Genomic DNA, 14884 nt, shown 5'->3' with positions numbered 1-14884 from the left:
AACCTCTCACCCGTTACTTCTAAAAAAGAGAGGTAATAGCTACTCTTTGGTCAAAGTCCTTTTAATCTAAAACAGGAACTTCCCCACACTGATTAGACTACTAAGAATGCCAATGCCATTCATGGTGCCTTTTCCCATTTTAAGTAAGCCTCCAAGCATTCCCGGCTGGCCATTTCCTCCGTTATTCCCCCATCCCATGGGATTTACCTGTCCCCCCCAGGCTGCAGGGTTTCCAAAACCGCCTAAGTTCGCATGCTTCCCATTGGAGCCAAAACCAAAAGGATTGGAGAACGGCGGCATCAAAGAGGCGTGATGTCCTTGTGCGAACAGCCCCGTATGATTGACCGGTTGCGTCCAAGGGAAGGGATGATTTGGGGAATTGAAACCCACCTGGCCAGCGGATGGAGCCACACTAGCGGAATGTCCTTGAGTCATCATCCCCGCATGATCGATTGGTTGCTTCCAATGAAAGGGATGTTTTTGGGGGTTGCCCCCCCCATGGCCGGCTGTTGGAGCCCCGCCTAGAGGCTGTCCTTCTGCGAACATCCCTGCATGGTGGATTGGTTGTACCCAAGAAGTGAACTGTCCTTTAGACGAGATACCTTGATGATTGGGAAGTTGCGGCAATTTGGTAGGGTGCTCTTGCGACTCCCAATCGTCATGTTCAACCGACGGCATCCAATTATCGAGTTTTTTTTGAGACTTGGAACCCGCATGGACAGCAGGTTGCGGCCAGTTGGCAGGCTCCTCCTTCGACTCCCAATCGTCGTCCTGGTCAACCAGCTGTATCAAATTCCCATTGTGCCCATGTGATGTAAAGTCCTCCAGGTAAACCGGTGTTATCCAACCGGAAGAAGACTCTTGTGCTGTCAATCCCATCTGGCCGGCGGGAGAAGTCGAATGAACAGGTTGTGTCCTATATCCTCCCCAGGGAATCTTCCAACCATCCGGATAGAATCGACCATTCCATCCCCCGGGATTCCCAAGACCATTTATTCCTCTAAGTTTGGGTATTAGGGGCTGTGAATAAAATGGTGGTAATGAAAAATGGTTATTCAATAGCTGCCCGCTCCCCGTTGAATTTACATACCAATACTGGTGCATACGCCTATTCTCCTCATTTAAAAAACGTAATGATAGACTTAGCCTATGTAACATTCCTTTTTGTGTCTGGTTAAATAACTAGTCTACAAGCCCGTATTTTTAAAAATCCACAGGGACGGTTCTAGTGGCTTTTCAAAAGTACTCAATGGAAATAGCAATATACGAACTCGTGGACTGTAAAACACTTATAGAGCAAAAAAGGCCAGCAGAACCGTCCCCCTGGCCCCCCACCCCCGCATAAAAAAGTAGGATATACACACAATATAAAAAATATCATGTCCTTACTTTGGTTTAGGTGTAGGTGGTGAAGCTTTTGAACAAGACGAGGGCGCAAGAAGTTCTGTTTCTCTTTGTCCTTTCGACTGGATTGTTGAATCATGTCATTATTATTCCTGCCTTATTGGAAGCTGCAGGAAGAGATGCATGGGTGAGTGTTATTTGTGTAGTCGGTCCTTATATCCTTTATTTAGTTCTCATTTTTTATATATCCAAAAATATGAAACAGAAAAGCCTATTGAAATGGCTCAAAGATGAATATGGGAGATTCACTCTATTCTTATTTGCTGTTCCCTTATTCCTAGTATTATTCTCGGATACGTATATTACTCTTGTAGATACATCGATTTGGGCGAAAACGTATTTTTTACCTGAAACGCCCTACCTACTCATTCTGTTGATTTTTATTCTCTCTTGTTTTTGGTTATCCACTAGAACCTTTAAGCAATTAACCCTATTGGCAACCCTTGTCCTTCCAATCGTTGTGTTTTTAGGTTTTTTTATTATGACTGTAAATCTTCAACATAAGAATTGGGAGAGTTTATTCCCCTTATTTCTAAATGGGTATAAGCCGGTATTAAAGGGAACCATGTATTCCTTTTCCGGCCTCATCGAAATATTTTTTGTCTTATTTGTGCAAAATCATTTAAAAAGTACATTTAAGTTGAAACAAATTATTGTTCTCGGTCTCATTTTCGTTGGATTAACTTTAGGCCCCTTATCTGCCTCCATCATGGAGTTTGGACCTGTTGTTTCATCCAATTTAGGATATCCCGCCTATGAGGAATGGAAGTTACTTCAGTTGGGTGATTTTATTTCTAGAATGGATTTCTTGGCCATGTTTCAGTGGTTGAGTGGAGCTTTGTTTCGGATAAGCCTTCTCATGTTTATCCTTTCAACCTTTATAAAAGTAAAGGGTAGAGTAAAATTCCTCGCCATCCTTTATCTACTATTACTCAGTGCAGCACTCATACCCATTAGTAGATTCCAACTACACGGGATCCTATTTAAGTATTTTTTACCGGTAAGCTTGATGATTATTTTTTCCCTTTCAATTATTCTGTTTTTCCTAGTGCTTATTAATAATAGAAAGGATCACTCACAAAATGCAGGATAAATGGAATCAGCAAAAGATGGACAATCGCGGGATTATCCATCATCTACAAAATTCATTTAATCATTGTGAAGATATAGTATTTAAAAAAATAGTAATCAAAGAATTTCCCATAACACTTATCTATGCGGAATATATAATTGACCCATCATTTATTGACAAATATATCATGCCCAAACTAGACGTTGTCCCATGGGGTCTGGAAAAATTTGATGAGTATTTAATGAAGGAAATACAATTAGAAAACATGACTGGTTCAAAGGAAGATGAAATCCAACTAAAGATCTTAAATGGGTATATTCTAATCCATAGTAATCACTCATTATTCGCGGCTTCCGCTAATAGTGTTCCGAAACGGACACCAGAGGAACCCGCTACGGAGCCTTCCATTCGCGGACCAAGGGATGGGTTGATTGAAGATTTAGGTACCAATATAGCCTTAATTCGAAAAAGATTAAAATCGAATGAACTAAAAGTAGAAAAATTCATTATTGGGAAGAGAAGTAATACGACGATAGCGATTGTCTATGTGAACGATATTATCAATAAGGAGTTACTCTCAACCGTTAAAAAGAAAATTAACCAGATTGAAGTAGATGTGGTAAGTAGTATTCAACAAATTGAAGCCGTGATTTCCGATCAACCTTACGCGCTCATTCCATCCTTCGATACGACGGGAAGACCTGATTTTGCAGTCGATTGTTTAAATCAAGGGAAGTTTTTATTATTAATGGATGGACAACCGACAGCGTCTATTGCTCCCGTTCAAATTGCCAACTTATTTAAGTCTCCAGAAGATGCAAATTTGAATTTTGTATTTGTCTCTTTTGAACGATTATTACGATTTTTTTCTTTATTTATTTCTATTCTCTTACCTGGAACATGGGTTGCACTCACCACTCATAATATTGAACAAATCCCTTTTTTACTAGTAGCAACCGTTAGTGTCAATCGCTATGGAATACCATTATCAACCCCCTTTGAAATGTTATTAATGTTAATCTTATTCGAATTATTCAATGAGGCTGGATTACGATTACCACGGGGAGCTGGACAAACGGTTTCTGTATTAGGAGGATTGATCATTGGTGACGCAGCCATAAGAGCTGGGATCACCTCCCCTCCGATTCTTATTATGGGAGCATTAACGTTTATCAGTGGGTTTACATTGGTCAATCAAACTCTTTCAACTAGTGTCACCTTGTTCCGTTTTCTCATCTTTTTCCTTGGAGCTATGTTTGGGATATTCGGCGTTGTATTAGGATTCTTGCTGATCATTTCCTATCTAGTTTCTTTAACATCCATAGGCGTTCCATTTATGGCGATGACATACCCATTTCATTTATCAAATATCATCCGTTCATTTTTGAAGGAGCCATGGAAAATATACAAAACAAGAGGCAGTTTAGCTTCCCCAGAAGACAGAACTCGTCAGGAGGATTAACAGATGAAAGTAAGATCAGTCGGCGTTATCATCGTAATTTCCAGTCTGCTCCTGACAGGCTGTTATGGACAGAAGAATATACAAGATCTTACTTATGTTATTGCCTTCGGTATCGATTATGACCAGACAAAGGAAGAAATGATTATCAAAGCTCTGGCCTTAGATTTCACGAATGTGGCAAAACAAGAAGGCGCGAAACCCATTCCTCCTCCACCTGAATGGATTGGCCAAGGAAAAGGAAAAACGGTCGAAGAAGCCATCGCTAAGTTATATGAAAATAGCCAGCCCGATTTGTATCTTCAGCATGTTAAAGCCATTATCATTACCGAAAATGCAATTACCCATAAATTTAAAGAGATTAATGAGAGTTTAGCGAGAAGTAATTTCTTTCGATTTTCCGTTTTTATGTTCTCAACCACTGCTTCACTTGATGACATTTTTAAAACAAAGGCCCTGTTTTTCTATCCGCAAACATTCGCAGTATACGTTAAACCGCGGAAAGAAGAAGGGGAATCAAACATGTTGTCACCAAAAAGCTATAGAGAATTTTTATCAGAATACTTTGAACCAGTAGGGGCAACGTACCTTCCCTCTTTAGGGATTTATAACAATTCATGGGTGCAAGACAATGAAAAGTATCCACTTGTTCAAATCAATGGGGCCCATTTTTTTGAAAACCAAAACTATCAAGGACATCTACCATTAAATGAAATTATGGGAATTCGATGGGAGAATCAAGAAAAAAAGAAAAAAACCTATATTATCGAAGATCCTGCTCATAAAAGAACGGTAGTTAGAGTGACGACATCCCACCTTACCATTCATACTGTAAATCCAACCAAACCAGCGTTTAAACTACGGGTAAAAGGGACAGCAGAAATTTTAGAAAATGTAAACAATCTTTCTGAAAAGGAAATAAAAAAGAAAATAGAGAAGTTAATTGGAGAAGAGATAAAGAAAACATACGGAAAAGGCCTTGAAATAAACTCGGATATACTTAGACTCGGTACGAACTGGTTTCGCTTTTATAATGAAGATTATCTGAAATTCACGCGAAAACATCCCGGGAATGACTATTTAAATAAAGATTCCCTACAAAATATAAAGGTAACCATAAATATCCGTACATCAGATAACTATAAAAGTAAAACCCATTCGAACGTCTATGATACAAAATCGATCTATGAAAAGTGAAGCCAGGGGGACGGTTGGCTTCTCCTGGCTCATTAAGACTCCCTAATTAAAAAAAACAGTAGAATCGTCCCCGTGGTACACTTTGGCACCTTATTTTAAAACATTAATGAATTCATCTTTTAATGTCGCTAATTGGGCTTTTACACCACGATCCATCAGGTTAAACGAATGTTTACGCAAGCTTCCGCAGATTCCTACAATATGTAATTTTTCCATTTGTAAGCCTCCAATTGAAATTCAAGCTAATGTCACTTTGAAGTCGTTTTAACCTTATAATAGGAAGCCTAATGGAACAAGAGCCATTTATCATAATTTTGTTAGTGTAATTTCAATAAAAAAATGCGCCCCAACATGTTAGAGAAACGCACGCTAGGGAGTTAGCAGGCACGAGAATGAGGATTCAACATTTCTCTCAATTTATGTAAAGCTCGATGCAGCGTGACTTTGACCTTGCCCTCCGCCCAGCCTAATATTTTCGCGGTCTCGGCAGTGGAATACCCTTTGATCTTCCGCAAAATAATGATCTCCCGGTAGGGAAACGTTAACTCCATGATCGCCCGGTGCAACATTTGCGTTTCTTCCTTACGATCTAACAATACCTCAGGACCCTGCTGGTCCAGGTCCGGCAATGGTAAATCTATCAAACAATCAGTTTTCCTCTTTTTCCGATAGTGATCAATGATCACGTTACGAGCAATGGTATACAACCACGTCTTATACGAAGACTCCCCTCGATAATGGGCTAAGCCGCGGTAAGCCTTAATAAATACCTCCTGCGTTAAGTCCTCCGCCTCCTCTTTACATTTCGTCACAAAGAAAATATAGCGGTAAATAATAGGGCTATATTGATGAAATAGTTCATCCAAAACAGATTCTTCCAACCCCATTTTATGTCCTCCCTCACCTATCAAGCTGTTAACCTTTTTGAAAAAAATCCTTAATCATCGCCTGAAGCTGCTCTGGTTGTTCAACCACTGACCAATGCCCGCAATTTTGAATTTCCCTAACCTCAATTTGAGGGATGTAATGAATCAAGACTTGTTCTAAAATCTCAGGCGTAATGATGTCATGGTCCCCTTGTGCAACGACCATCGGGATCTGACTCAACTTGTTCGCATCCTTTGATACATCATAGTGTTCGGCAATGTCTTTACCTAGAAGCTCATTGACCCTGGCATTGGATTGGGTTTTCGTCTTTTTTGATAAGCTGTCAGGGGAGTACACGTAATACGGATCGATCATTTTAAAAATCTCAACAACGTCCACCTCACCTGCGTCCACTTTAGGAGATACCTCCTCCAACCATTTCCGTTCATCCAGCGATAATCGATTCATCAATTCTTTTTCAAAACGGAAAAAACCAGCCTTTGTCGCACCAACCGCGGCCGTCATGAAGATTTTGTTCACATGATCAGGGTATTTAGCGGCATACAAAAGGGCTAACATGGACCCCCAAGATTCACCGACAAGATTGAGTTGATCGATTTGGAAAAATTGACGAAGGGCCTCTAACGTCTCAACTTCTCCATCCATCGTGTAATCCTCATTGGTCGCTTTCTCTGACTGCCCACATCCTCTTTGGTCGTAAAAAACCAGAGTAAAGTGTTGGGATAAATCCTGTAAGTGAGGCAGAAAAAAGCGATGCTCCCCACCAGGTCCGCCATGTAAAAAAATCAAAGGTTCCCCTGTTCCTATAACTTTAGTGAATATCATTTCATCTCTAAGCTTGATATGCTTCTCTTCTCCCATACAAATCCCCACCTTCCATTCGAAATAAACCGACCGGACAGTTTATTTAAACAAATTATAACCAATATTTTCTAAAAAAGCAAACCACGGGGACGGTTCTTCTGGCTTTTTTCAGTTCAGAAAAAGTCGCCCCTTTCACCCGTTCTTTCCTCAATTTTTTATCATTCCCCCTATATGCTATACTAATTAATCGTTTAGTTAAAACGTGCATAAACCCCGTGATTGCTCATTTTTCATCACATAAAGCATGAAAAAATTGTCGCCCAACTTTCCGCGTGTCTCCCTCTTATTCCACAGAAAAAGCCTTATTTCTCTTGTATCGAACCGTCCTTCGAAAGAAATACGCACTAATTTCACGCATAATCCCTCGATAGTCTCGAAAGATCACTTCATATATTTCGCAACTAACTCATAACATCTACCTCTTGTAAGAGTTGCTTGCGTAGCCACATACTCTAACGCTTCCGTCGTACCACCTTTATATTTTAGGGATGCTTCTTTCGCCGCTTCATCCCTGTGTTTGATCCACTTCCTTTGTTCTTCTTTTAGTTTATCCATCTGTTCTGTATCAAGCTGCTCTTTCAACACTCCATAAATTTCATTCAAAGCCTCATCCCATCTTTTATATCTATCAGCCTCTTGTTCTTCCATTTCTACCATGGTTGACTTAGCTTCTTCGTTTCTGTCTGCTTCTTCCATATCATTTAGTTTCTTGAGATATTGATCCTTTTTACTTTCAGTCATTTCATTATTACTGGGCTTCTGGGACTCTCCATCATTTGAATTTGTAGATGTATGATTAGAAGTATCTTCCTGGACTTTTGGCTGGTTGTTCAATTTAGCATTTGACTCAACAGAAGACTTTCCACAAGCAGCCAAAACAACTAATATGATGGTTAACAATACCATTAGTAATTTCCGATTACTTTTCATCTTCCAACCCCCTTTATCCATATTATAACATTTATAGAAGAAGACCAAAGGGACAGTCCCCCGTCACTTTAAAGCGCTGGGGGACTGTCCCCCATTGCTTTAAAGCGATCAGTAATTGCATCCGTTACCGACGAAGAACTTTTACACATCATTTAATATTTCTTCAATATATTCCTTTAACTCTTCTCGTACTTCTTGCACTGTTTCATCAAGTAGTTCACCGGTAATTTTACTTCCAGGAATGTTTTTTGCAGTCGGCATACCTAAGAAAGTCCGTTCACATTCCCATATTTTAATAATATGTAAGTCAATAAGTTCACCATTTATGTCAGCCTTATCTGATACGCCAATTGCAACTGAGGAACTATAACCTGGCTGAAAAGGGTCATCGCCCACCTGATCGAAATTAGCATTAAATGCTAAGTTCTTCTTTGCAAAAACGGATTTATTCTCTTTTAACAATTTTCCGATGTGTCCTTTTAATGCGGATTCAGTACTCTTAATCTTGATCTTTAGGTCATCTGTGAAATCCTTTTGTTGATATTTCATATAAACCACTTCTCTTTAAATAAGATTAGTTAAAAAATATTCATGTACTACACTGCCACGTTAGAAAGATCCGTACACAGCTGTTACGATTCTTCTTAAACTCTAGCACAATGTATAAGTACAGTGTTCCATAAACTTACTTTAAAATAAGAAAATCGCTATTAAAGCTGCAATTGCACTAAAATAACTAACAAGTATTAATTGAACAATATTATCTCTGAAAAATATGCTCCTCCAAACAAGTACTCAGTCAGAAAATATATAATTGAGAAAGCAAGTAAAGTTACTAATACCTGGGAAAGTAAATTTAAGTTGTTACTATTGAACGAAACTGCACCGTTACTTCAATAAGAAAATTGGTTTTATTTTGTTAGAGTTAGTTAAGTATTCCGTCATACCTGAATAAAAGTTGATGTAAAGGGTAATATACATCTTAAAACATTCATGAGGTGATGGAAATGTCTAACATGATGAAACAAGAAGAAATGGAAACCTTAAGAGAGTTAATCAAAGACGTAGACACGGCCATGCTGACTACGGTAACTGAAGAAGGGCTTGTTTCTCGTCCTATGAAAACACAAGAAGTAGAGTTTGATGGTGACTTATGGTTTTTCACTAAAAAAGAGACTAATAAATATGAAGAAATTTTACATGATCAAGATGTTAATGTGGCTTATGCAGGTAAATCCTATGTTTCCCTTCGTGGAAGAGCGGAAATCGTTGAGGATTTAGGCAAAAAAAAGGAATTATGGAGCAAAGCATATGAGAAAATTATGCAAACTTCTTATGATGATCCTAACGTTGTCTTGATAAAGGTAAAAGCGGAAGCAGCCGAATATTGGGATACCGGTAATTTTACGAAGAAAATTGCCTTTTTCTATAAACGCATGACAGGGCAATCTTCTAAAACCACAGATGTTAATGAAACGGTTGAAATGAATTAATAACAGCCAAAAGTAGGTATTACCCCTGATGGAGTAATACCTTGTTACTTTTATTATAGTATTAATTTAATGAAAACACTTAAGACTTTCACGAAGGAAGATTTAGTTGCCACGATACTCCAAAACGATCATTTAGCCAACCAAACTTCTGACTAAAACCATAATCACCAATTGGCATAAGTGCTTGTCCACCCTCGATAAGTTTCTGATAAAGGTTGTTAATTTCTTCTTCAGTATCACAAGTAACAAAAATGGAGAATGAAGGTGTAAAGGAAAACTGATGTTTCACATTACTGTCAATGCACATAAATTCTTGCCCTTTTAAGGAAAAAGTAGCCTGCATGACAGTCCCTTCGTCTCCTGGTTCATTTGCTCCATATCGAACAATACTTGTAATTTCTGAATCGTCAATGATTGATATGTAATAATTCATGGCTTCTTCTGCTTTACCATCTTGAAACATTAAAAACGGTGTAACTTTTCCCATAAATAGCCATCTCCTTTAATGATTTAACATCCGTTAGTTAAATTGTAATCACAATTTTATCAATGTCCAATATTACGCAATGCATTAATAATGCTAGGCAAATTCCCTTCAATTCCTTGGAGATAGGAAACTTCTTTCGAGGAATTCCAAGCAATAATACTTAAACTAACTGCTATTATAACTAAACTTGCAACCTTTATGTATTCAAGACGGTCTCTATTCATACATTATACCTCATTGTTTTATTCATCTTCATTCCACTCCTGCCCCATGGATATTTATATCTATTCATACTCAGAATTCGACAATTAGAAGATTTTTCCTCCTAAATAACAAAAAAGTGAGCTAATCCTCCCACTCTTCAAACGATGGTATCTGATTTTCAATAAGGTTATATGAGTGATACCATGACGGTCTCCTAGTCCATCAGAACACTTCGAAGAAACCAAAACGCCCCTTGGCCAGCCTCTTCTACCTTTAACTGGGAATACTTTTGTATATAATGGAAATATAATAAACTATATAATCCATGAAACATGCCAATCTTACTTTGTTATGGTTATAATTTTAAGCTCCTTTCGTATATATTTCTGTTTACACCTTAGGTTTAAACTTCAAAAACGTTCGATTTGGTGTAAAGTTATACCAAGATGAACATTTTCTGGAATTTATCAGCGAATTCAACAGTTTATCAGCGGATTTTCAAGTTTATCAGCGAATCTGCCAATATATCAGCGAATTTCCACTTTTATCAGCGAATCCAAAAATAGCAACATCCTGTTAGCAAAAATCTTCATTTTATCAAAAGGAGGGTGTATAAAATGGAGCAACCCCATGCATTAACAAAATTAAAAAACTACGCCAGAAAACTAAAACAGAATTTATTTGTACTATATTTATCATATAAAGATAGTAGAGTCCCCTGGTATGCTAAATTGGTGGCTATTTGTGTAGTTGCTTATGCTTTTAGTCCAATTGATTTAATTCCTGACTTCATTCCTGTATTAGGCTATCTCGATGACCTTATTATCGTTCCACTTGGAATCTCACTAGCTTTAAAATTAATACCGCCTTTCATTATTGAAGAAAACAGAGCAAAAGCGGAAGAAATTAGACAGAAAGGAAAACCAAAAAATTGGTTTGTTGCCGTACTCTTTATATTGATATGGCTATTCATTGCTATTTGGATTGGTAAGTATTTCGTTGATAATAAGGGCCACTAAAATCGTTGTATTCCCTATAAAGCTACAAATTTTAACTATTTTCCTAATTTGCTATACTAACTAAACGTTTAATTAAAAGAACCATGAACCGCTTCCTATACATGTTCCCAGACAAAAACCCATAAAAAGAATGCCGGTGACAGGAACGGGAATTTTTTCTTCCACTTCAAATGGGAATTTTCACCTCCCTCCCCAAACGGAAAGAAGCGTAACAACCACCCACCCCAACAATATTTTTTATAAAATCCATATTTTACCCAGACAGTTTGTCCAATTCTTATTACATTTATTGAATACATTAACTTTGTATCTTGTTAGTTTGGAGGTGAAAAAATGCGTATTCAAAACGAACAAAGTAATAGCGGATTTAGGTGGTCCGCACCGATCAGAAATACAAATGACTCAAATGATCCTAGTGGTAATCAAACAATTCAGCAATCCATCACTGCTTCACAAAGAGAGATCCAGTCATTAGTGGTCCGCAATTCCCATAACATTAATGTTGTCCAAACTGAAGCTCAGGCATTAGTTGTTGTTCAGGCCGCTTTACAGGCAGCCATCGAAGCAGCTATTGCAGTGCTAGGTAGTAACAACAGCGATGTTACTGCACTTCAGTCGATTTCACAACGTCTATCAGCGCTCCAATCAGAATCTCAATCAGTCACTATTGACAATTCTAACGCCATTACTGTGACTCAAACTGAGCTAGAAATTACTGCACTTGTACAAGCTGCTATTAATTTATTAGCTCAGCTTTCTCTAAGAGTTGGTTAAGTCCTAGGGACAATACAAACCACAAACCAAAGGGACGGTTCTCCTGGTTTTAACCAAGACCAGCAGACCGTCCCTTTCCCCTATTTTTCGTCACTTTTTTATCATTTTCCCTATAAGCTATACTAATTAAACGTTTGGTTAAAATGAGCATAAACCCAATGATCTGGCTACTTCACATCACAAAAGGCATAAAAAGATTGTCGGCCAACATTCCGAGAGTTCCCCTCTTATTCTACAAAATAGTAGTTATTTCGCTCTAATTGACTTCCTTCCCTTTTCTTCCTCCTAATTCGATTGTAATCAAACGTTTGGTTAAAAGTTGGATAACCACTTGCTAGCAATGGTTTTTTGCACCGAAATCGGAGGATTCAGTCCTAACAGTCGTTGAGTCTGGAGGACAAATGTCGGCAAAAAGTGGTACCCTGAAATTTTTGGAAGTTGGATTTTTAATTGTTATAGCAACCTCATCTGGAGGACCGCCAAAGGGAATCACCTGAAACTTTCCTAGGAACCAACATCGGTCCTGTTGTAAGAATTTTATTTGACACGTTTTAGCACCTCATTCATTTTGGCATTAGTATATTTAATGTACGAGGGGATAGCTTGCAAGGGACCCCCCTTTTTTTAAAACCTTTTTCATTCAACAGAACGCATAAAAAGGAGAACACGGGGAGAAAACCAGTGCTTACACTACAGGCGCCAAGTGATACGGACTTAAAAGTGCCTACTTGTTCTCACAATCAGACTTTTAAAAGTAGGAAGAAAAAACTTAACCAATAATGTTATTTTTCTTTAATAATCGAAGAGCAGATTTGATATCGGATACATTAAGGATGATGGAAGTAACTCCCGTATACGTAGCGAACACTACGACATGAAGGTACAAAGCTTCAAGAATAGTGCTTAAGATTCCCGGTGTTCCAGGGTTCCCAATCAACTGGATGACTTTCTCCTGGTCGTACTGTATGCCTAATGAGCGAAGAGCATCCTGTGCAACCAGGTTAGCTTGGGAACTATTTGAACTGTCAGGTCCGACAACAAATCGGACAAAGTTAACGTTCCTCATATTAATCTTTGTTATGGTAAAAGCGGCTATAGTTACGCCACCAGCTGCGATATTTTTTAAAATGGTGTTGAGGACTTCATCGTTCGCATAAAAAGAAAATTCCTGTCTTAACGTCACCTTTAACTTTTTAGTCTTGCTGTCCAAAGCCTTCACTTCCCTTTCTACTAGACTACAATAGTTTATTCGTACAACCGTCACCTTTCCTTCCTTTTTCCACTTTGCTTTACTCCATCAATGGAAATGACGGAGGAACTTCTTATTACTCGTCAGGTTGCACTATTTACTCGTCAACTTTCATACTTTACTCGTCAATCACTCCATTTTACTAGCCAACCACTAAACTACACCCACTCCCCCATAAAAAACACCTCAGTTATCAAGGACTGTGGCGGGGCAGACCCAGGTTAATTAAAAATTAATGTATATTTGATACTTTTCTAAATGAAATGCGTCTTATTACTAAAGGGGCGATGAATCTTGAAAAAAGTTACCTATTTGATTGTTTTTATTGGAATCATTTCATTGTTTACAGCGGGTTGTTTTGACGTAATGAAGAATGAAGAGCAATTTATAGAAGTGAAAAAGCGTATTGGTGATGAAAATAAATATGAAGACTTCAGAAAAATCACTACCAATAACCAAGTTCAAAAGGTGAAGGATATTTTAGAAGATAGTGATTGGGAAAACGCAAAAGTATCTATGGTACGTCCTCCTGATTACAAATTTGTATTTCGATTCAAGAATCCTGAAACAGAAGCAAAAGCGGTGTTATACGAACTTTGGATTAGTCCAAAAAAGGACCAAGTTGAACTGGTAATAGACGCTGAAAGTAAATATGTTCAATTGGACAAAAATAAGTCAGCAGAACTATTTGAAATACTCACGAACGGAAAATTATCTGACCTAAAATAGTGATTAGACCTCAATTGGAGGTCTTTTATTAAGGAGAGAATCACCCTCAAGGTTTTGATTTTTGCTATAATGACCACAATATAGCTATTTGATAAATTGGGGAGTGGAATATGGAAAATAACGTTTTTGAACAGATGGCAAAAAGATATGATACAGAAGATAGAATGGAATTAGCTAAAGTGATTGTTAAGGAGGTAAGACCAGAATTACGAAATAGTAAATCAAAATCTTTAATTGACTATGGGAGTGGTACTGGTCTCATTAGTTTGGAATTATCAGATCTAGTAGATTCTATTTTGTTGGTAGATTCATCAGAACAAATGTTGGAGGTTGCGAAAGCTAAAATTTCTCACAAAGGAATTACCAACTCAAACGTGCTTTATTCAGATTTCACCCAAGAAACTCCTGAACTTAAGTCCGACATCGTTTTAATGTCACTAGTCCTTCTTCATATTCCGGATACTAAAAAAATTTTACAAGAATTGTTCAACATTTTAAATGATGGTGGCAAGCTACTTATTATTGATTTTGACAAAAACGATAAAATAAATCATCCGAAAGTTCATAACGGTTTTTCTCATGAAGAACTGAAAAAAAGATTATCTGAAGTTGGATTTAATTCAATTGAAATGAAGACCTTCTATCATGGTAATCGTATTTTTATGAATCAAGATGCCTCAATGTTTATATCTAGTAGTATAAAGTGATTTTTGACACCACAGGGACGGTTCTCATGGCTCATAAAAATTTCTCGTCAAGGAAAAAGAACCTGCAGAACCGCCCCTTGTCCCTTACCTCGACAATTTTCCCTATCTGCTATACTATTCAAACGATTAGTTAAAAACGTTAGAACCCACAATAATAAATCATTTCCCCCAGAACAATGCCATAAAATTTGTCATAGGATCTAGCAGATTATCCCTCCCATTCTCCAAAAAATATTAAATTTCTTGGGAAATGACATTTTCCGCTCTTCTTCCCCATATTCCGAAACTAACCATAGGTTTGATTATAATCGGGCTACCCCCAGCTAAACAAAGGATTTATGAATGTAAACCAACAAAAAGATTGTCGATAGATGAAAAGGTTCAAAAAACAGGGACAGTCCCCCGTTG

The 14884-nt window shown here is 37.8% G+C and carries 17 protein-coding genes; 8 read left to right on the top strand and 9 right to left on the bottom strand.

Going from position 1 to position 14884, the window contains the following annotated elements:
- Positions 1-66: 66 nt before the first annotated feature.
- Positions 67-678, bottom strand: coding sequence for a hypothetical protein (locus ABES03_RS17005; protein WP_430118827.1), 612 nt, complete (start codon positions 676-678; stop codon positions 67-69).
- A 739-nt stretch (positions 679-1417) separates the two neighbouring features.
- Between ABES03_RS17005 and ABES03_RS17000 the strand changes: the two genes are divergently transcribed.
- From ABES03_RS17000 to ABES03_RS16990, 3 genes are read left to right on the top strand one after another with little or no spacing between them, the layout of a single operon-like run.
- Positions 1418-2497: an endospore germination permease gene (locus tag ABES03_RS17000; RefSeq protein ID WP_430118825.1), complete on the top strand. Its 1080-nt coding sequence runs from the start codon at positions 1418-1420 to the stop codon at positions 2495-2497.
- On the top strand, positions 2487-3938 hold the full coding sequence (locus ABES03_RS16995) for a spore germination protein (RefSeq protein WP_430118823.1): 1452 nt from the start codon (positions 2487-2489) through the stop codon (positions 3936-3938). Before ABES03_RS17000 ends, ABES03_RS16995 begins: the two co-directional genes overlap by 11 nt.
- Positions 3939-3941: 3 nt before the next feature.
- Positions 3942-5132 carry a Ger(x)C family spore germination protein gene (locus tag ABES03_RS16990; RefSeq protein WP_430118821.1) on the top strand — a complete coding sequence of 397 codons (1191 nt, stop codon included), beginning with the start codon at positions 3942-3944 and terminating at the stop codon, positions 5130-5132.
- Positions 5133-5222: 90 nt separating this feature from the next.
- Here the strand turns inward: ABES03_RS16990 and ABES03_RS16985 are convergent, their stop codons facing one another.
- The 5 genes from ABES03_RS16985 to ABES03_RS16965 all read right to left on the bottom strand — a co-directional run bounded on the left by ABES03_RS16985 (position 5223) and on the right by ABES03_RS16965 (position 8363).
- Entirely contained in the window at positions 5223-5348 is a 126-nt protein-coding gene (locus ABES03_RS16985; protein ID WP_430118819.1) for a hypothetical protein, read from the bottom strand.
- 161 nt (positions 5349-5509) lie between these two features.
- A complete protein-coding gene (locus ABES03_RS16980; protein ID WP_430118817.1) occupies positions 5510-6019 on the bottom strand; it encodes an RNA polymerase sigma factor in 510 nt (169 codons plus the stop codon).
- Positions 6020-6047: 28 nt separating this feature from the next.
- Complete coding sequence (locus ABES03_RS16975; RefSeq protein ID WP_430118815.1) at positions 6048-6881, bottom strand: alpha/beta fold hydrolase; 834 nt, start codon at positions 6879-6881, stop codon at positions 6048-6050.
- Positions 6882-7265: 384 nt separating this feature from the next.
- Positions 7266-7814, bottom strand: coding sequence for a lysozyme inhibitor LprI family protein (locus ABES03_RS16970; RefSeq protein ID WP_430118813.1), 549 nt, complete (start codon positions 7812-7814; stop codon positions 7266-7268).
- A gap of 141 nt (positions 7815-7955) precedes the next feature.
- Positions 7956-8363: a hypothetical protein gene (locus ABES03_RS16965; RefSeq protein ID WP_430118811.1), complete on the bottom strand. Its 408-nt coding sequence runs from the start codon at positions 8361-8363 to the stop codon at positions 7956-7958.
- Between the two features lie 458 nt (positions 8364-8821).
- Here ABES03_RS16965 and ABES03_RS16960 point away from each other — a divergent pair, with 458 nt between their 5' ends.
- Positions 8822-9307, top strand: coding sequence for a pyridoxamine 5'-phosphate oxidase family protein (locus ABES03_RS16960; RefSeq protein ID WP_430118809.1), 486 nt, complete (start codon positions 8822-8824; stop codon positions 9305-9307).
- A gap of 88 nt (positions 9308-9395) precedes the next feature.
- On the opposite strand, the gene ABES03_RS16955 is transcribed toward ABES03_RS16960, so the two are convergent.
- Together ABES03_RS16955 and ABES03_RS16950 are read right to left on the bottom strand one after the other, a co-directional pair.
- Positions 9396-9794, bottom strand: a complete 399-nt coding sequence (locus tag ABES03_RS16955; protein ID WP_430118807.1) for a VOC family protein — start codon at positions 9792-9794, stop codon at positions 9396-9398.
- 59 nt (positions 9795-9853) lie between these two features.
- On the bottom strand, positions 9854-10018 hold the full coding sequence (locus ABES03_RS16950; RefSeq protein WP_430118805.1) for a hypothetical protein: 165 nt from the start codon (positions 10016-10018) through the stop codon (positions 9854-9856).
- A 597-nt stretch (positions 10019-10615) separates the two neighbouring features.
- On the opposite strand from ABES03_RS16950, the gene ABES03_RS16945 reads away from it, so the two are divergent.
- Together ABES03_RS16945 and ABES03_RS16940 are read left to right on the top strand one after the other, a co-directional pair.
- Positions 10616-11017 (top strand): YkvA family protein, encoded by a 402-nt coding sequence (locus ABES03_RS16945; protein WP_430118803.1) that lies wholly within the window; start codon positions 10616-10618, stop codon positions 11015-11017.
- A 333-nt stretch (positions 11018-11350) separates the two neighbouring features.
- Positions 11351-11791 (top strand): spore coat protein, encoded by a 441-nt coding sequence (locus tag ABES03_RS16940; RefSeq protein WP_430118801.1) that lies wholly within the window; start codon positions 11351-11353, stop codon positions 11789-11791.
- Positions 11792-12560: 769 nt separating this feature from the next.
- On the opposite strand, the gene ABES03_RS16935 is transcribed toward ABES03_RS16940, so the two are convergent.
- Positions 12561-13055 carry a hypothetical protein gene (locus ABES03_RS16935; protein WP_430118799.1) on the bottom strand — a complete coding sequence of 165 codons (495 nt, stop codon included), beginning with the start codon at positions 13053-13055 and terminating at the stop codon, positions 12561-12563.
- A gap of 279 nt (positions 13056-13334) precedes the next feature.
- Here ABES03_RS16935 and ABES03_RS16930 point away from each other — a divergent pair, with 279 nt between their 5' ends.
- Positions 13335-13769 (top strand): hypothetical protein, encoded by a 435-nt coding sequence (locus ABES03_RS16930; protein WP_430118797.1) that lies wholly within the window; start codon positions 13335-13337, stop codon positions 13767-13769.
- Positions 13770-13879: 110 nt separating this feature from the next.
- Positions 13880-14476, top strand: coding sequence for a class I SAM-dependent methyltransferase (locus ABES03_RS16925; RefSeq protein ID WP_430118795.1), 597 nt, complete (start codon positions 13880-13882; stop codon positions 14474-14476).
- Positions 14477-14884: the final 408 nt, after the last annotated feature.

It is taken from the genome of Neobacillus rhizosphaerae (assembly GCF_050477885.1).
Classification (GTDB): domain Bacteria; phylum Bacillota; class Bacilli; order Bacillales; family Cytobacillaceae; genus Neobacillus; species Neobacillus rhizosphaerae_A.
The sequence above is the reverse complement of the archived record's forward strand: the minus strand, read 5'-3'. Positions and strand labels throughout refer to the sequence as shown.